Below are 18,105 nucleotides of genomic sequence, written 5' to 3'. Positions count from 1 at the left end.
AGCTCCTACAGGGGACGGCGCAAGGCTCCTGATTTGTGTTGTGGTTGACCCAAGGCTTCTGTGATGAAATGCGATCCCAATCTTTATCGCGCAGCGCCGCCATCACTCGCCGTGAAACCCCGTCTGATTCGTCATTTGTTCCTGCCGCCGCTGATCATCGCGATGATGATCGGCCTGGGCTATATCGGCTTCTGGCTGAGCGAACACTATGGCATTCGCAGCCTTGGCGAGAACGGCCAGCGTCAGCTGGAGCTGCACGCGCGCGCCGTCGAGAGCGAGATCAGCAAATACACTTACCTGCCCAGCCTGCTGGAGCTCGAAACCAGCGTTTCGCAGTTGCTGGCCGACCCGACCCCGGAACACCGGCAATCGGTCAATGATTACCTTGAAGGCCTGAATCGGCGCAGCCGCAGTCGGGCCATCTACGTGATGGACACCACCGGCCGTGTGATGGCCACCAGCAACTGGCGCGATGTCGACAGTTACCTGGGTGAAGACCTGTCCTTCCGCGCCTATTTCCAGAACGCCGTGCGCGGTCAGCCAGGGCGCTTCTACGGCATCGGCAGCACCAGCGGCGAACCCGGTTACTACCTGGCCCATGGCCTGGAGGAACACGGCAAGATCATCGGTGTCGCGGTGGTCAAGGTGCGCCTGGAAGCCATGGAAGAACGCTGGCAAAAAGCGCGCCTGGAAGCCTTTGTCAGTGACGAGAACGGCATCATCATTCTCTCCAGCGATCCGGCGCGTCGACTCAAGTCGGTGGTGCCGCTGAGCGATGAAACCAAAGAGAAACTGGCTCGCAGCCTGCAGTACTACTGGTTTCCGCTGAACGAATTGCAGCCACTGGCCCGGGAAACCCTGTCCGAGGGCGTGGAAAAACTCACCTTCCCGGCCAACAGCGAACTGGTGTCCGACGAAGAAAACATCAGCTACCTCTCGCAAACCAGGCCGCTGAGCGACACACCGTGGAATTTCACCCTGCTCACGCCGCTACAGGATTTGCGTCGCGAAGCGATCAATCAGGGGATTCTGGTCGCGGTGGCGTTTGCCCTCGTGGCGTTCCTGCTGATTGCCTGGAACGAGCGGCGCAAGGTGATCGCCACCCGCCTCGCCGCCCGGGAAGCCTTGCAGGAAGCCAACAACCAGCTGGAGCGTCGGATTACCGAACGCACCACCGACCTGCGCGCCAGCAACGAACGGCTCAAGGGCCAGATCCGCGAACGCCGCCTCGCCGAAGAGACCTTGCGCCGCGCCCAGGATGAACTGGTCCAGGCCGGAAAACTCGCGGCCATCGGGCAGATGTCCACCAGCATCGCCCACGAACTGAACCAGCCGCTGGCGGCGCTGCGCACCTTGTCCGGCAATACCGTGCGCTTCCTCGAGCGCGGCCAGCTCGACGTGGCCAGCACCAACCTCAAGACCATCAACGAACTGATCGACCGCATGGGCCGGATCACCGCCAGCCTGCGCTCGTTCGCCCGGCGTGGTGACGACAAGGGCCAGGCCTGCCTCGGCAAAGCGGTGGACGCAGCCCTGCAATTGCTCGGCGGCCGGGTGGAAAACATTCACCTGCAACTGCATCGTGACTTCACCGATGTGCAGGTGCAAATCGACCAGACCCGCCTGGAGCAGATTCTGGTCAATCTGATCGGCAACGCCCTCGATGCCATGCAGGCGCAGCCGCAACCCGAGTTGTGGCTCGAAGGCGAAGCATTCGATGGCAAATACCGGCTACGCGTGCGGGATAACGGCCACGGTATCGACGCCGAAGCGCGCAAACACCTGTTCGAACCCTTCTTCACCACCAAGCCCGGCGAACAGGGCCTGGGCCTTGGCCTGACCCTTTCCGCCAGCCTGGCCGCCGCTACCGGCGGGCACCTGGGTGTCGAGCACCCGGCCAGCGGTGGTACTGCATTCGTCCTCAGTTTACCGTTGGTAAGCCCCACTTCCGCCGAGCCAATATGAACAACGACCTTAGTGTATTGATCGTCGAAGACGACCCCCATGTGTTGCTCGGCTGCCAACAGGCGCTGACCCTGGAAGACATTCCCTGCATCGGCGTGGGCAGCGCCGAAGAAGCCCTGGAGCGGGTCGGCGACAATTTTGCCGGCATCGTCGTCAGCGACATTCGCCTGCCGGGCATCGACGGCCTGGAATTGCTGACCCGGCTCAAGGCCCGCGACCGCAGCCTGCCGGTGGTGCTGATCACCGGTCACGGCGACATTTCCATGGCCGTCGGCGCGATGCAGAAAGGCGCCTACGACTTTATGGAGAAACCCTTCTCTCCCGAACGTCTGGTGGATGTAGCGCGGCGTGCCCTGGAGCAACGCAGCCTGGCGCGGGAAGTCTCGTCGTTGCGTCGGCAACTGGCCGAGCGCGACTCCCTCGAAGGGCGAATCATCGGGCGCTCGCCGGCCATGCAGAACCTGCGGGAACTGATCGCCAACGTCGCCGATACTTCGGCCAACGTGCTGATCGAAGGCGAGACCGGCACCGGCAAGGAACTGGTTGCGCGGTGCCTGCATGATTTCAGTCGGCGGCACACCAAGCAGTTCGTCGCCTTGAACTGCGGCGGCCTGCCGGAAAACCTCTTCGAAAGTGAAATTTTCGGCCACGAAGCCAACGCCTTTACCGGTGCGGGCAAACGACGGATCGGCAAGATCGAACATGCCGACGGCGGCACGCTGTTCCTCGACGAAGTGGAAAGCATGCCCCTGCCCTTGCAGATCAAACTGCTGCGGGTGTTGCAGGAACGCACCCTCGAACGCCTCGGTTCGAACCAGAGCGTGGCGGTGGATTGCCGCGTCATCGCGGCGACCAAATCCGACCTCGTCGAATCGAGCAAGGCCGGCGAATTCCGCAGCGACCTGTATTACCGCCTCAACGTGGTGACCCTGGAGCTGCCGCCGCTGCGCGAGCGGCGCGAGGACATCCTGCAACTGTTCGAACACTTCCTGCAGCAGTCAGCCCTGCGCTTCGACCGCACGGTGCCGGAACTGGACAACCAGACTGTTTCGAACCTGATGAGCCACGACTGGCCGGGCAACGTGCGTGAACTGCGCAACGTTGCCGAGCGCTTTGCCCTGGGTCTGCCGGCGTTCAAAAAACCCGGTGCCGGCGGCGGCAACCAGGGCCTGGCCTTTGCCGAAGCGGTGGAAGCGTTCGAACGCAACCTGCTCAGCGATGCCTTGCAACGCAGCGGCGGCAACCTGACCCAGGCCAGCCAGGAACTGGGCATGGCCAAGACCACGCTGTTCGACAAAGTGAAGAAGTACGGGCTGAGCCATTAAGCGAGAGCTGCGTAGCTGTGCTGATCATTACCGCGACCCGCCCCTCAGTGGCGAGGGGGCTTGCCCCCGCTTGAGTGCGCAGCACTCACAGCATCGGCAGCAGTTTCGGAACCTTGGGGGCGCTTCGCAGCCCGGCGCGAGCAAGCTCGCTCGCCACAAAGGCTGGTTCAGTTGAATTTGTAGGCTAGCGCCATCTGCGCTTCACCCTGATCGGTGTGCCCGACCTGTTTGACAATGCTGCTGTCCGCCGCCGAGCCGGTCAGGTGAATCCAGCTGACACTGGTCAGCAGCGACCAGTGCGGGGCCAGAGGAAACTCGACACTCTGGGTCAACGCCACGTTCTGCAAACCTCCTCCGGCGTTATATCGAGCGATGCCCGAAGCCCGAGACTCATCGCTGCCGACGCCAAAAAATGCCTGGTTCTGCTGCGCATCGGCAAAGTGCGCTGTCAGGTTGCTGCTGCCGATCACCCCGCCGCCCAGTGGATACCCTACCTCGCCGCCCAAACGCCCGACCACACCCCGAGGCCCGCCAACGGCCTCGCCAACCGAGGCAAACACCCGCCAGAAGTCAGCCGGCGCGTACTGCACAAAACCACCCACCACGCCCATGTCCGGCACATCGTGCAAACCCTGCAAGCTGCCATTGGCGGTCCGCCCCGGCAGATAATTCAAGAACGGCCCGGCACTGAAACCGTTGGCTTTGAAGGCACTCCAGGTCAGCCCGTCATCGGTACTGAGGCTGACGTCGCCCCAGTCCAGGTCGAGGTAAGGCACTGGCTTGGCGTCCTGGCGGCTGGCGGTCGGATCGTGGGGTTGATAGCTGATGCCGGCACCCGCCTCACCGGTGATGCCTTGGGCCATGACATCGGCCGGAACACAGCTCAATGCCGCCATCAGTAAACAGACAACTCTGAACATGAGTCGCGCACCCTTTATGGATATGCGCGCATCAATCCTCCGATCGGGCCATCCGCGCAAGCACTCATGTTGTTTGTAGCGACCTACAAAAATTGTAGCTTCACGCACAGCAAAACCCGCCAAAACCCCGCACCTACGGGGCCAAACCTGGTTGGCACAGTCCCTGCTCTACCCCCTTGGCAAGCGCAGACAGCGCGTCCTGGCAAATAGGTACAGCAGATGAATGACTGGCATATCGTGTGTGACTTCGATGGAACCATCACCCGCACCGACGTGATCGACGGCATCCTCCAGCGATTCGCCGACCCGAGTTGGGAAGCCATCGAAAACCAGTGGCTGGCCGGCGACATGGGCTCCCGTGAATGCCTCAGCCGCCAGCTCTCGCTGGTCAAGGCGTCGCCGGGCGAACTGCTCGGGTTCTTTGACGGCATCGACATCGACCCGGACTTCCCCGACTTCGTCGACCACGTGATCGGCCTCGGCGCCTCTTTTGAAGTGGTCAGCGACGGCATCGAGCAGGGCATCGCCCGCATCCTGGCGCGGCACTACGTCAGCCTGTTGCCGATCCTCGCCAACCGCTTGCGCCAGGTCGATCACGATAGCTGGCGCATCGATTTCCCCCATGCCAGCGACGCCTGCCGCGCCGCGGCCGGCAACTGCAAATGCAAATCCACGCCCGGCGCCAAACGCGTGCTGGTGATCGGTGACGGCCAGTCCGATATGTGCGTGGCCGCCACCGCCGATTTCGTGTTCGCCAAGGATCGCCTGGCCGAACACTGCGAGCGCAACGGCATTGCTTACGCGCGCTTCGACAGCTTCGCCGAACTCCCTGCCCTGCTGGCCCTGCTGCCGACTGCCAGCGCTGTCAACGCCACCTCTTTCAATGTCGAACCACAGGAACGTTTCCAACATGTCTGATATTCGAATCGCTACAGCCGAAGACCAAATCCTGCTGGAAAAAGAAGCCCGGTATTGCTCCTATGGCGACACCGTTCACTACATCGAACCGCCGCGTATTTTCAGCCGCTGCGAAGGTTCCTACGTCTGGGACACCAGCGATCAGGCTTACCTCGATTTGCAGATGTGGTACTCGGCGGTCAACTTCGGTTACGCCAACCCGCGCCTGAACAATGCGCTGAAACAACAGATCGACACCCTGCCGCAAATCGCCAGCCAGTACCTGCACAAAGGCAAGATCGAGCTCTCGGAAATGATCGCCGTGGACGCGAAGAAGAAGTTCGGACTCGACGGCCGCGTGCACTTCAACGTCGGTGGTTCGCAGTCCATCGAGGACTCACTGAAAGTCGTGCGTAACGCCAGCAATGGCAAAAGCCTGATGTTCGCCTTCGAGGGCGGTTACCACGGGCGTACCCTCGGCGCTTCGTCGATCACCTCCAGCTACCGCTATCGCCGCCGCTATGGCCATTTCGGCGAGCGCGCCAATTTCATCCCGTTCCCGTACCACTTCCGCGGCCCCAAAGGCATGACCAAGGAAGAGTACGGCAGCCATTGCGTGCAGCAATTCGCCCGCTTGTTCGAGACTGAATACAACGGCGTCTGGGACCCGAAAGTCGGCCAGAGCGAATACGCCGCGTTCTATGTCGAGCCGATCCAGGGCACCGGCGGCTACGTCATCCCGCCGATGAACTTCTACAGCGAACTCAAGCATGTGCTGGACCAGCACGGCATCCTGATGGTGGTCGATGAAATCCAGATGGGTTTCTACCGCACCGGCAAGCTGTGGTCGATCGAGCACTTCGACGTCAAACCGGACGTGATCGTCTTCGGCAAAGCCTTGACCAACGGCCTCAACCCGCTGGGCGGCATCTGGGCCAAGGAAGAACTGATCAACCCGAAAGTCTTCCCGCCGGGCTCCACCCATTCAACCTTCGCCTCCAATCCGCTGGGCACCGCTGTCGGTCTGGAAATGTTCAAGATGACCAGCGAAGTCGACTACGGCGCGATGGTCATGAACAAGGGCAAGTACTTCCTCGAAGGCCTGAAAGACCTGCAGAAACGCTACCCGATCATCGGCGACGTGGATGGCCTGGGCCTGGCCCTGCGTTGTGAAATCTGCGCCCCGGATGGCTTCACCCCGGACAAGGCAACCCTGGACTTCATGGTCGAAGAAGGCATGAAGGGCGACATCGAAATCGACGGCAGACGTCTGGGCCTGATTCTCGATGTGGGCGGTTACTACAAGAACGTGATCACCCTCGCACCCTCGCTCGAGATCAGCTACCCGGAGATTGACCTGGGCATCGCCCTGCTCGACCGCCTGCTTGCACGAGCCATGAAACGATGAACACCGCCGTCAAACTTGATGCCATCGACATGGGTGAAGGCAGCGCCGGGTTCGTGCTTGGCAGTGGCGAGGTCGCGGTGTTGTTGATCCACGGCCTGACCGGCACGCCGACGGAACTGCGTCGGGTGGCCATGGGCCTGGCTGCAGCGGGGTGCACGGTGTATGTGCCAACCCTGGCCGGCCATTGCGGTGACAACGCCGACCTGCAAGCCACAGGCTGGCGTGACTGGTACGAAAGCGCGCGCAACACGTTTGTCGGCGTGCGGCGCAAGCACGCCCATGTGTTCGTCGGTGGCTTGTCCATGGGCGCAGTGCTGTCGATGTACCTGGCAGCCGAACACCCCGGTCAAATCGAAGGCCTGTTGCTGTACTCGACGACGCTGCGCTACGACGGCTGGAACATGCCCTGGGTGGCAAAGTTGAGCAGCCTGGTGATGTCGATTCCGTTTGGCGTGCACCTGTGCCGCTTCAATGAAAAACCGCCCTATGGCATCAAGGACGAACGTCTGCGCGCCATCGTCGAACGGCAGATGCGGGCCGGCGAAAGCGGTAACGCCGGGCTGCTCACCATGTCCGGGGTCAGTGTCCGCGAGCTGCACCGGCTGGTGGCGGCGGTGAAAAAACGCATGCCGCAGATCACCACCCAGGCGCTGGTTGTGCATTCACGTGAAGACGACATCACCAGTCGCTGGAACGCCGACTATGTGGAGCGCAAACTCGGTGGCCCGGTGGTGAAGATCCTGCTCGACGACTGCTATCACATGATTACCGTCGACCTGCAATACCGGCGCGTGGTGGAGTTGAGCGCGGATTTCATCCAGCAGCGCTTCATGCAGCAGCCATTGACCACGCAGCACCGCGCGGTCAATGGCCAATCTCGGCTACTGTATTGAACACGACCCTGCCATGGCTGCCGCGATAAGCGAGCTGCACCAAGCGAAGCATGATGACTCGAGACCAACGCCCCGACGCCCGACCTTTCACCCTCTCCGGCTGGAGCCTGCAACGCAAACTGGTGTTGGCGTTCTGGCTGGTCAGCGTGATTCCGACCATGATTGCCGCGGAACTCGCGGCCACCACCCTGTCGCTGATTTTCGACAGTAACGTGCGGATCTGGCTGCAGGAGTCGACCAAGATCGTCGAGGACGAAATCACCGAGATCCTCCACGAGAACGCCCGGGCCGCGCAGTTGTTCCTGCGCGTTACACGCTCGCCCACGGACGAGTTGACGGCCCGGCACAACAAACTGACGGCCGATATCGCCGACTCCATGGGCCTCGACGTGGTCGCACTGGTGCGCAACAGCGATCACAAAGTGGTGTTCAGCACCGTGGCCGACGACATCATCCGGCAGATCAGTACCGCCCCAAAAGCAGTGCTGCAGACGTTGCAGGTCGGCGGGGTCGCGACCGGCACGGTGGTGTCGACGTTCGAGACCGAGCAGGACGGCGTCGACTACAAAATGATCGTTGCCACCTACCTCGACAGCAGCTTCCTGACCAGCGTGGCCGACGTACACTCCCTGGACCTGCGGTTGTACCTGGCCAAGGACGACAACTTCTCGGAGATATTTTCGACCCAGCGTTTCGAGGATCACCCGGCGGCGGTGCCGGAAAAAATCGAACAGACCCTGCGCAACACCAAGCAGCCGATCGAGCAATCCACCAATCGCTATAGCGGCATCTACCGGCCGATTCTCAACGAGAACGGCCAACTGCAAGGCGTGATCTTCAGCGGCTTGCTGCGCCACACCAGCCTGGTCGGGCTGGTGAACCAGAGCAACCTGTTCATCCTGATTTTCCTGCTCAGCTCGGCGGCTTCGCTGGCCGTCGGCTGGTTGGTGTCCCAGCGCCTGACCAAGCCCTTGAGCAGCCTGTCCAAAGGCGTCCAGGCCGTTATCGCCGGGGATTACCGCCAGCGTTTGCCGGTCACCGGCGGCGACGAACTGGCGGAATTGAGCAGCACCTTCAACCTCATGAGCGAGCGCCTGGGGGAGTTGCAGCATCTGGAATCACAACTGCGCCGTCGTGACCGATTGCACGCACTGGGCGAAGTCGCCATGGGCCTGGCCCATGAAATCCGCAACCCGCTGGGCATCATCAAGACCGCCACGCAACTGCTGCACCGGCGCACCGACTTGCCCGAGTCGGACAAGCGTCACCTCGAATACGTGGTCAGTGAAGTCAGCCGGATCAATGACCTGATCACCGAATTCCTCGACTTCGCCAAGCCCAGCGCACCGATGCGCTCGGCCCAACCGGCACGCCAGGTGGTCGATGAGTTGATCGGCTTCTGTGCCCCGGAACTGGCCAGCCACCAGATTGATGTGCAGATACACGATCACGCCCCTGGCGCGACGCTGTACGCCGACCCACGGCAACTCAAGCAGGCCGGCCTGAACCTGATCGTCAACGCCATCGACGCCATGCCCGATGGCGGTCGCCTGACGGTCACCATCAGCCGCGAAGCACCTTACGTCGTGATCAGCATCCGCGACACCGGGCCGGGCATCGAGGCGGACATGCTGGAGCGGATCTTCACGCCATTCGTCACCACCAAGGCCTCGGGCACGGGCCTGGGTCTGGCGAAGGTCTTCTCGATCATGGAGAGTCATGACGGACGCATCGAGTGCGTCAGTGAAAAGGATGCCGGGGCCACTTTCAGCCTGTACATTCCGGCCAACGGTGAACATTTCGACGAGGGCAGCAATGACACATAACGTACTGGTGGTCGATGACGAGCCCAAGCTCTGCGATCTGCTGGCCTCGGCGTTGAGTCAGAACGGCATCTGCGTGTTCACCGCCGGCAATGGCCTGCATGCGCTCAAGGTGCTGGAGGTCGAGGACGTCGACCTGGTGATCAGCGACTGGCGCATGCCCGGCATGGACGGCCCGCAGTTACTGGCGGAAATAAAGACCCGTTATCCACAGTTGCCGGTGATCGTCATGACCGCCTATAGCACGGTGAAAAACGCCGTGCAGTCGATGCGCAACGGCGCCTTCGATTACATCGCCAAGCCATTCGACATCGATGAACTGGACATCACCGTCAGCAAGGCCCTGCAATTTCGCGACATCCTCAAAGACAACCAGCGCATGCGCGCCGAGCTCGACGAGCACCAGCAGATCGACAGCCTGATCGGCGACAGCCCGAGCTTCCGGCGGGTGCTGCATGCGATCGATTCGGTGCGTGAAAGCAACGCAACGATCCTGCTGACCGGCGAAAGCGGCACCGGCAAGGAAATGGTCGCGCGGGCGATCCACAAACACGGCACCCGGGCCGACAAACCCTTCGTCGCGGTGAACTGTGCGGCGATTCCCGAAGGCTTGCTGGAAAGCGAAATGTTCGGCCACCGCAAAGGCGCGTTCACCGGGGCCACAAGCGACCGGGTCGGGCGCTTCATGCAGGCTGACAAGGGCACGCTGTTCCTCGATGAAATCGGTGAAATGCCCCTGGCCTTGCAGGCAAAAATCCTCCGTGCCTTGCAGGAGCGCGTCATTGAGCCGGTAGGCGACCCTCGCGAGCGCAAGGTCGATGTGCGGGTAATCGCTGCCACCAACAAGAACCTGCTGGAAGCGGTGGCCGCCAAGGAGTTTCGCGAGGACCTCTATTACCGCCTCAACGTGTTCCCCATCCCCCTTCCCGCCTTGCGCGAACGAGCGGAGGACATCACTGCGCTGGCCCGACACTTCGCTCACATCCTCGGCGCCACCGCGGGCAAGCGCATCAGCGGCTTCAGTCCTGAAGCCTTGCAGGCCATGGCCAATTACTCGTGGCCGGGCAACATCCGTGAGCTGCAAAACTGCGTCGAGCGGGCGACCATCGTCGCCTCGGGTACGGTGATTGAAGAGCAGGACCTGCCGGCCTACCTGTTCGCGGCAAGCCCCGTCGACAGCGGCGTGATTTTCACCGAGGGCAGCAGCGTACCGTCAGATCTCGACGCCGCGCTGGCTGAAGTGGAAAGGACTTACATCCTGGCTGCCCTCGCCAAAAGCAACGGCGTGCAGGCCGCGGCAGCCCAACTGATCGGGATTTCCGAGCGCAGCTTCTGGTATCGCTTGAAGAAACTGGGGATTCACGTGGACAAGATTGTGCGTTGAGCCCCCACTCTTTTGGCTTGAGAGCTTTTGTGGCCAGGGAGCTTGCTCCCGTTGGAGTGCGAAGCGCTCCCCGCATTCTTCCAGCGATACCTGACAGGCTGGTTTTACGACTGCTGCGCAGCCGAGCGGGAGCAAGCTCTCTCGCCACAAAAGCGCGACCTGCTTCAGTTCACGGTCCCGCCATTCGCTTGCGCCATGATCTGCCGGATCGCCATGACGAAACTCTCCACCGGTTGCCCGCCGGTGACCGCGTACTGCCCGTTGAACACCACGGTCGGCACCGAACTCACCCCACGGGACAGCCACACCTGTTCTTGCTCGCGAACCTCGCGGGCAAATTCGTCCGAGGCCAGGATCGCCTCGGCACGCTGGCGGTCCAGCCCGACACGCTCGGCGATCCGCGCCAGTTGAGCGTGATCGGACGGATTGCCGCCATCGCTGAAAAACGCCTTGAACAACGCTTCTTTCAATTGCAGTTGCAGCCCTTCCAGACCTGCCCAGTGCAGCAGGCGATGGGCATCGAAGGTGTTGTAGATACGGCTGTCGGCGTCAGTGCGAAACGCAAACCCGAGTTCGGCACCACGGGCGCGGATCATTTCGCGATTTTTCTGCGACTGCTCCGGCGTCGAGCCGTACTTTTCGCTGATGTGCTCGGTGATGTTCTGCCCTTGCGGCCCCATCTTCGGGTTCAGTTCGAACGGCTGGAAACGGATCTCGGCCTGAACCTCGTCACGCAGGATGTGCAAGGCTTTGGTCAGGCCATACAAACCCACGACGCACCAGGGGCAGGACACGTCGCTGACGAAATCGATCTTCAATGCCGTACTCATCACACACCTCGCAATCGGGAAAGGCGCCGGAAAACCTGCACGATACACCTTGTGGGAGCGGGCTTGCTCGCGGAGGCGGTGTGTCAGCCAGCAATGATGTCGACTGATACACCGCTTTCGCGAGCAAGCCCGCTCCCACAGGGGGGTTACAGAAGGTTGTGATCGGCCACGGGCTCGATCTGTGCCCAATGCGAAGTGTCTTCACGGTGTTCCCGCAAATACGGCAACACCGCCGCCAGCAACGGTGCCTTGAACGCCTCCTGGAAGCGATGGGCCAATCCCGGAATCAAGATCAACTGACTGCCATGCAGATGCGCCGCCAGATGCACCCCGTGCATCACCGGCAACAGCGGATCGGCCGTGCCATGCACCACCAGCGCCGGGACCCGCAACTGGTTGAGCAACGCCACCCGACTCGGCTCAGCGAGAATAGCCATGATCTGACGTTTCACACCTTCGGGATTGAACGCCCGGTCATAGGACAGCGCCGCCTGATGCAGCAGCGCCTGGCGATCATCGGTGACCATCGGGCTGCCCAGCGCCGCCAACAAGTCAGCCTGTTGTTCCAGGGCCACGTCGCGGTTCGGTGCGCCACGCCGGGACAACAACTGCACCAGCGCCGCACTCGGCGCCGGCAATCCTTCGGCACCAGAGGTGGTCATGATCAGGGTCAGGCTCTCGACCCGTTGCGGTGCCATGGCGGCCATGTGCTGGGCGATCATCCCGCCCATGCTGGCGCCCAGCACGTGGAATTGATCGATGTGCAAGGCGTCCATCAGCCCCAGGCCATCGTCGGCCATGTCGGTCAGCGAATACGGCGACGACACTGGCAAACCGAGTTTGTAGCGCAGCACTTCGAAGGTCAGGTTGGCTTCGGCCGGTGCTTGCCGCCAGGTCGACAGGCCGACATCGCGATTGTCATAGCGGATCACCCGGAAACCCTGCTGGCAGAGCGCGACCACCACCTCGTCCGGCCAGTGAATCAATTGGCCGCCCAGGCCCATCACCAACAGCAATGCCGGATCCGACGCACGGCCGATGCTCTGGTACGCCAGGCTTACCTGGGCCAGATCCACCCGTTCAGTCGGAACATTGACGTCACAACGCGAAGCCGCCAAGGACGGCAGGCCGAACAACAGCGCGGCCAGAAATATGATTCGTGAAAAGAATGAAGCACCCATGAAAAAACACCAAAACGCAGAACCCCAGTAGAGCGCGAGTCTGATGAAGTTTGTTCAAGCGCGCTGCCACAGTTCCATGACAGTTTGATGAAGAGTGCCGGGCGGTCATCCGGCGAACACAATGCGACCCGCGATAACTATGTACCGCCCGCCCCCATAACGCCTGACCTCTAATGGCCGCAACGCCGGCATGGCCCGGCCTTCTGGAGATCTGTCGTCATGCGCGACGAACCTGCGTACCAACCAGCCGATTTCGGCCTTGCCGCCCCTTTGCCACCGAACACCGACCAGAACCTGTTCCTGAGCGCCGCGACACGCTGGAATGATTGCCATGATCAATGGCTCGAACTCTTGGCACAGAGCCCGCCATCAACACTCGACGAGCACTGGTGGAGTGCCCGCGCACGTGGAACGGCCCTTTCACGCCGGGCTCAGGCAACCCGGCTGTATCACCAGCATTTCGAGGCCTCGAGCCAACTCGCATTCGCCCGGGGCGACCTCAGTGGCGAACAGATGAAGGGCCTTCTGGCGATCATCGATCCAGCCCAGGCAGAAGGACTGGTCGACGCCCGCCAGTTTCAGGTCAGCCGGCCAGCTTTGAAGGGCAGTGACGGCCGACGTGTCGAACTGTCGGGCGCAATGGTCATCGGTCTCGATTCCGCCCGACCGTACCCACGGATGCTGTACTTACCCTCAGCGCAAACTGCCTGGATGAGCTTTGCAGAACGCGCCGAAATGGAACGCTGGCTGATCGAACATCAGCCACAGCTTGCGGATCAGCCCCGATTCGACACATCCACGGTCAACGTCGACTACACCGCTCTCAATAAACCCGTGTTGCAGAGCAGTGCCGAATTCCTGTGGTTGCAATTGGCCGTTGCGACTATGGACCGGCATCGACACAAAAGCGTTTTCTCTCTGCCACCCGAACTGCCAGTGACGGACGCGAACGACAGCATGGCCCCTTTCGGCCAGTTGACCCCGGATATCCCGCTGGAGCTACGCCATGTCGCACTGATACAACAACAGACAGCGCTGGAAAACCTGCTCGGCTCCGATTTTCAAGGCGATCAACACGATCCGCGCCTGCAACGCCTGCAACAGCAACTCGACACACTCGCCGCCGCCGAACAGGCCAGCACCGCCGCGGCAACGGCCCTGCTTGGCAGCCAAAATGCCCTGCACTTGCTCGAGCTGCGACACCAGCCGAGTCAGCACTACACCGCCCTGTACCAGGCGCGCCTGGCCGGCCTGCGCGCCGAAGCCGATATTCAATTGAGCCTGCAGCAGATCAGCGCCGAAGAGCACCAACGGCTCACCACCGTGCTCGACGCCCCCGAACGAACGGATGAACGCCCGGAGGTTGTGGTGGCCCGGCTGACTCTCTCGGAAAGTGACACCGAAAGCGACAACAGCACAATGCAAACCCATGAACTGGACGGTGTTTTGCTGTTTGCCCAACCGTCCGCGTTACAGCAGTCCGAGCCCCACAGCCTGTTGCTGTACTGGCCCGGACGCTTCGGTGGCCTGCAACGCTTTGCCTCGCGCCTGGACCTTGAACAGACGCTGTTCAAACGCGCGGCCAACGACAGCAGCCTGTCGTTGCAGCTCTCGACGCTAAGTGGAGATCCGTTCGAACATGCATTGCAGAGTCAGCTCTACAACTGTGAACAACAGGCCGCACGACTGATTGCCGAGCATCCCGTTCCCGTCCATGCCAGCCAACGCTCGGTGGAACTGGAAAAACTGTGCGAGCAGACTCTCGCCCACCTGACCGTGCCAACGGCCGCCGCCCGGGAACTGGCTTACGCGCAGCTCATCGAGCAAAACCGCAGCAGCATGCTGGCCAGCCAACTGCCGTCGTGGCACGGCGCACTCTCCGAAGCGCAACGCGAGCGACTCAAGTCGCTGTTCAAGTCCTACATCAAAGCCATGAAACGCTCCCATGCACTGCTTGAACGCGAGCTGCCGCCCCGGGAGGACTTCAGTCAAAAGGCTATCGACACCCATTTGCGTCAGACCTTCGGACTCACGCAAAACGTCGGGGTGCTGCTGGATGTGCCTGACTCCACTACCTGGCGCAAAGTCGCCGTGGAGGGCGCTGCGCCCGGGACGCCGCAGCAGAATGTGCTGATCGGCAGTCAGGAGCGCAGCAAGCTGTCACTGGCCGAACTGGCGCAAAGCAATGTCGATCAAGCGATGTGGTGGCGGCTATCGTTGATGAAAGTCGAGATCAGCGGTGCCGACGAGGCCGAACGGCAAAAGTTCAAGGACGCCATTACCCAACCCTGGCTGCGGGCGCTGGTCACCGAACTGGATCTGGCCGGGAAGTACGAAACGCTGATCCGCGAGGCTTTTCTTGGCACCGCGACCGCGTCGGCCTTCAGCAATGAACACCGACGCGAATGCCTGAGCGAACCCTGGCGCCTGATGCTCCGGTTGCAAGGCGAATTCGCCATGCTGAACAAGGACATCGATGCCGATGGTCAGCGCGTGCTGGACATCGCCATCGACGCCAATAGCCGCGAGGCTTACACAACCGAGGGCAAACGCATTGTGCTCCGGCCGGCGCACTTGAGCGCGGGCGGTGCCGATACCGACAAACAAGGGCCGAGCACGTTGTCTGGCGTCACCTTTATCGTGGAGCACAACAGCGGACTGACCCTGCTCTATCTGCCCGACAGTCCCGACGGCCTCTTTGTGCGCCAATACGACAGCCTTGAACGAGCGCGCAAGGCCCTGTTCAACCTGTGCCTGCGCACCGAAATGGCGGACTACCTCGCCGGCCGCGCCGTGCACGGCGATGTGGCGCAGCATGTCAGCCGAATCCATCAGGCCCTGCTGAAAAACTTCGACGCGATGATCGGTATCGGCATGGCCTGGCCGGCGACCACTTCGCTGGCCGCCCATCTGGTCAATACCCATATGGGGCGTCTGCTGCAGGCTCACCGGACGACCTCGCGTTCCAATGATGCGTTGTATCTGGAACATTGCGCGTTGCAGTCCGGCGTCGTGTTCAACTATCTGAAGATGGCTATAGGCATGGTGCCCTTCGTAGGCAGTGCCGTTGCCTTGTATGACGCCTGGGGCAGCGCCAATCTGGCGGTGGCGGCGTTTCTGCGGGGCGATGCCGGCCATGGCCTGGCCGAAGTCGAAGCGGTGCTGCTGTCATTGATCGATGCGGCAATGGACATACTTCCCGGAGCCAGCGCAGCGCCTGTGAACGCTCGTGGCGTCACCCGCCAGCGTCAACTTCGAGCCGTGACGAAAAATGCCGGCGCCATGAAACTACCGACCCGGCAACAGGCCCGGCGCGCGCTGGATCGTTTCAAGGGTTATGAATACGAGCACGACATCTCCCTCGCCGGCCTGCAACCGCAAACCCAGGGGATCTATCGAAATGTCTATCGACACGCCGATGGCGACTTCATGATCAGCCACGGGCGCATCTACCGCATCGAACTGAGCACCAATCCCCACCAGTGGCGCCTGAGCGGCACGGGGTCCCGGTCCTATAAACAACCCATCGCACTGGATGACGCCGGAAACTGGAACACTCATTACGCGGTGTACGGCACTGTCATGGAGGGAGGCGGCGCTGGGGGTGGCGCCGTACTCGGGCACATGGCCGACGGCCTGGACCCACTGTGGCCCGCCGCCATCCGCCGCTGGTTGCCGCGCTGGTGGACCGATCGCACCTTGCGTCGCCAGTTGACCCTGACCCACACCGCCGATAATTACTCGCTGCGTCTCGATGTCGAAACCCGCAGTACCAATAACCTGATGGAACACTACTACGGCCTGGAACGGGGGCAACGCCAGCCGCACCGGGCACGGCTCGATGCTGCCTGCCAGAACGAAATTGATATCGCCCAAAGCCAATACCAGACCCTCGAACAACTCAAGCCGTTGAGCCATGGTCGCAAACGCGCAAAGCTCGATGATCTTCAAAGCCGCTGTGCCTGGCTCGTGGTCGAGCGTTCGATACGGCGGATCGATGTGGCCAGAGACCGGCTGGTGCACTATCTCGACCAGGTTGATCAGCTTGCGGCCCGTTCGGATACAACACCAGTCAGTAACACCGCAACGCACCTCGACTTGATGGCGCAACGCAAAACCGTTCGCAAAGCCTTCCTCAAGCAGTTCGACGAACAGCAAGTCATCCTCGAAGAAGCCAACAGCTGGAACGCTCGAATTTCCAACCGCACGCAGAAAGCAAAGGTGGCCCCTGACCTGGCGGTCCTGAACGATAAACTGAGCGACGCCAATTACTACTATTTGAAAACAGCCCATCGCCTGGAAATCATCGCCCGCTATGAGGCTGTCGACGATCTGTCCTGGGATTACTTTCATACACAGTTCAAAGTGGCCCGGACCAAAATGGGGCGTACGCTGCTCACCCAGCACCAGCTCCCGGAAGTGCGTTCCAGCGTGGCCCAGCGCAACAAAATACTCGAAGACTGCCTGACCACTTATGCCGAGTTTCGACGCAATCTCCAGGCCTGGACCCTGGGTTATCCACAGCATCTTGATCTGGAGCAAGTCGCGATCTTTCTCGACAATCTGCAACAGGTCGAAGACGTTGCGCGCAATGCCATCAAGCACCGGCCTCCCGTCACTCCCACCAAAGGGCGCAGCGACAAACAACTGTTCGAGACCGAAGACAACCAACTGCTGATCGGGATTGCCAGCACCGATACCGTCACCCGGCAAAAGCGCTTCACTATCGAAGGAGTCGATGGCCACACGGAAACCTGGCTACCGCGCAACAACGGCAAATATCACTTGAGTGAATCACCAGGTTCGACATTGCCCGAACTTACAGGCGATGTCCGGGCATTGCTGACAGAAGCCAAGGCCAGGTTGGGCGCCGCGGACGCTTACAAAAACAAAGTCGAAGGTTACGCACGGCAAAACATGCTGCCGATCGATCTGGAACACATGATGAGCAGTGAAGCCGCCGAACTGAGCGTCCGCGCCGGAAACATAGAAAGGCTTTCACCCACCGACCCGCTCGTCTTGCAGTTACGAAATCGTTCGGATGCGTTTCTGCGAACCGGGCGAACCCTGAGAATCGAGCAATCGCTGAACAGCAGAACGCCCACCGAAGGTTATCTGGATTATCTGCTGCAACAGCGCGTGGTGGAGATCCGCAAGGAAGGCAGCTTGCGGGATTTGGGTAAACGCGCGGATGGGCGCAGGGATTTCCTGCAGGAATATGAAGTGCGTGATTTGACGATGAATCCGCCACGGCCATTGTGGTATGCGCACTTTCACTACAATTCGGCCAAGCCGTCATTCAGCGACTTCGTCAAAGGGCATCTGAAACTGCCCGAACAACGCAACCTGGGCCTGCAATGGCAGCAGGCCGTGGCGGCCACGGGCGCACCGGTCGAGGCGATCTGGCGCGGCGACATCGGCAAACCGCTGGGGATCAAACACTTTTCCGAACTCTGAATGAAAAACAGCGGAGCACGCG

General features: G+C 61.2%; 11 protein-coding genes. 8 read left to right on the top strand and 3 right to left on the bottom strand.

The window, feature by feature from the left end:
• Positions 1-63: 63 nt before the first annotated feature.
• Complete coding sequence (aauS, locus tag AC07XF_RS11430; RefSeq protein ID WP_495026574.1) at positions 64-1,965, top strand: two-component sensor histidine kinase AauS; 1,902 nt, start codon at positions 64-66, stop codon at positions 1,963-1,965.
• Positions 1,962-3,290: a two-component response regulator AauR gene (gene aauR / locus AC07XF_RS11425; RefSeq protein WP_495026573.1), complete on the top strand. Its 1,329-nt coding sequence runs from the start codon at positions 1,962-1,964 to the stop codon at positions 3,288-3,290. Before aauS ends, aauR begins: the two co-directional genes overlap by 4 nt.
• A 167-nt stretch (positions 3,291-3,457) precedes the next feature.
• Here the strand turns inward: aauR and AC07XF_RS11420 are convergent, their stop codons facing one another.
• Positions 3,458-4,210, bottom strand: coding sequence for a MipA/OmpV family protein (locus AC07XF_RS11420; protein ID WP_495026572.1), 753 nt, complete (start codon positions 4,208-4,210; stop codon positions 3,458-3,460).
• A 219-nt stretch (positions 4,211-4,429) separates the two neighbouring features.
• On the opposite strand from AC07XF_RS11420, the gene AC07XF_RS11415 reads away from it, so the two are divergent.
• Genes AC07XF_RS11415 through AC07XF_RS11395 form a run of 5 tightly spaced genes read left to right on the top strand, consistent with a single transcriptional unit; the run spans position 4,430 to position 10,615 of the window.
• Positions 4,430-5,128 carry an HAD-IB family phosphatase gene (locus AC07XF_RS11415; protein WP_495026571.1) on the top strand — a complete coding sequence of 233 codons (699 nt, stop codon included), beginning with the start codon at positions 4,430-4,432 and terminating at the stop codon, positions 5,126-5,128.
• Positions 5,121-6,515, top strand: a complete 1,395-nt coding sequence (locus tag AC07XF_RS11410; RefSeq protein ID WP_495026570.1) for an aspartate aminotransferase family protein — start codon at positions 5,121-5,123, stop codon at positions 6,513-6,515. The genes AC07XF_RS11415 and AC07XF_RS11410 overlap by 8 nt, the downstream gene beginning before the upstream one ends.
• Complete coding sequence (locus AC07XF_RS11405; RefSeq protein WP_495026569.1) at positions 6,512-7,408, top strand: alpha/beta hydrolase; 897 nt, start codon at positions 6,512-6,514, stop codon at positions 7,406-7,408. The genes AC07XF_RS11410 and AC07XF_RS11405 overlap by 4 nt, the downstream gene beginning before the upstream one ends.
• Before the next feature lie 53 nt (positions 7,409-7,461).
• Positions 7,462-9,234, top strand: a complete 1,773-nt coding sequence (locus tag AC07XF_RS11400) for a sensor histidine kinase (protein ID WP_495026613.1) — start codon at positions 7,462-7,464, stop codon at positions 9,232-9,234.
• On the top strand, positions 9,224-10,615 hold the full coding sequence (locus AC07XF_RS11395; RefSeq protein WP_495026568.1) for a sigma-54-dependent transcriptional regulator: 1,392 nt from the start codon (positions 9,224-9,226) through the stop codon (positions 10,613-10,615). Before AC07XF_RS11400 ends, AC07XF_RS11395 begins: the two co-directional genes overlap by 11 nt.
• A 164-nt stretch (positions 10,616-10,779) precedes the next feature.
• On the opposite strand, the gene AC07XF_RS11390 is transcribed toward AC07XF_RS11395, so the two are convergent.
• Both AC07XF_RS11390 and AC07XF_RS11385 read right to left on the bottom strand, forming a co-directional pair.
• Positions 10,780-11,445: a DsbA family oxidoreductase gene (locus AC07XF_RS11390; RefSeq protein WP_495026567.1), complete on the bottom strand. Its 666-nt coding sequence runs from the start codon at positions 11,443-11,445 to the stop codon at positions 10,780-10,782.
• Between the two features lie 146 nt (positions 11,446-11,591).
• Entirely contained in the window at positions 11,592-12,626 is a 1,035-nt protein-coding gene (locus tag AC07XF_RS11385; protein WP_495026566.1) for an alpha/beta fold hydrolase, read from the bottom strand.
• A 219-nt stretch (positions 12,627-12,845) separates the two neighbouring features.
• Between AC07XF_RS11385 and AC07XF_RS11380 the strand changes: the two genes are divergently transcribed.
• Positions 12,846-18,083: a dermonecrotic toxin domain-containing protein gene (locus tag AC07XF_RS11380; RefSeq protein WP_495026565.1), complete on the top strand. Its 5,238-nt coding sequence runs from the start codon at positions 12,846-12,848 to the stop codon at positions 18,081-18,083.
• The last annotated feature ends 22 nt before the right edge of the window (positions 18,084-18,105 follow it).

Source organism: Pseudomonas sp. GW821-FHT01C01, assembly GCF_059422645.1.
The sequence above is the reverse complement of the archived record's forward strand: the minus strand, read 5'-3'. Positions and strand labels throughout refer to the sequence as shown.

Excerpts from the sequence above, each read along its gene's own strand:
- aauS (WP_495026574.1), top strand. The coding sequence starts at position 64 with ATGAAATGCGATCCCAATCTTTATCGCGCAGCGCCGCCATCACTCGCC.
- aauR (WP_495026573.1), top strand. The coding sequence starts at position 1,962 with ATGAACAACGACCTTAGTGTATTGATCGTCGAAGACGACCCCCATGTG.
- AC07XF_RS11420 (WP_495026572.1), bottom strand. The coding sequence starts at position 4,210 with ATGTTCAGAGTTGTCTGTTTACTGATGGCGGCATTGAGCTGTGTTCCG.
- AC07XF_RS11415 (WP_495026571.1), top strand. The coding sequence starts at position 4,430 with ATGAATGACTGGCATATCGTGTGTGACTTCGATGGAACCATCACCCGC.
- AC07XF_RS11410 (WP_495026570.1), top strand. The coding sequence starts at position 5,121 with ATGTCTGATATTCGAATCGCTACAGCCGAAGACCAAATCCTGCTGGAA.
- AC07XF_RS11405 (WP_495026569.1), top strand. The coding sequence starts at position 6,512 with ATGAACACCGCCGTCAAACTTGATGCCATCGACATGGGTGAAGGCAGC.
- AC07XF_RS11400 (WP_495026613.1), top strand. The coding sequence starts at position 7,462 with ATGACTCGAGACCAACGCCCCGACGCCCGACCTTTCACCCTCTCCGGC.
- AC07XF_RS11395 (WP_495026568.1), top strand. The coding sequence starts at position 9,224 with ATGACACATAACGTACTGGTGGTCGATGACGAGCCCAAGCTCTGCGAT.
- AC07XF_RS11390 (WP_495026567.1), bottom strand. The coding sequence starts at position 11,445 with ATGAGTACGGCATTGAAGATCGATTTCGTCAGCGACGTGTCCTGCCCC.
- AC07XF_RS11385 (WP_495026566.1), bottom strand. The coding sequence starts at position 12,626 with ATGGGTGCTTCATTCTTTTCACGAATCATATTTCTGGCCGCGCTGTTG.
- AC07XF_RS11380 (WP_495026565.1), top strand. The coding sequence starts at position 12,846 with ATGCGCGACGAACCTGCGTACCAACCAGCCGATTTCGGCCTTGCCGCC.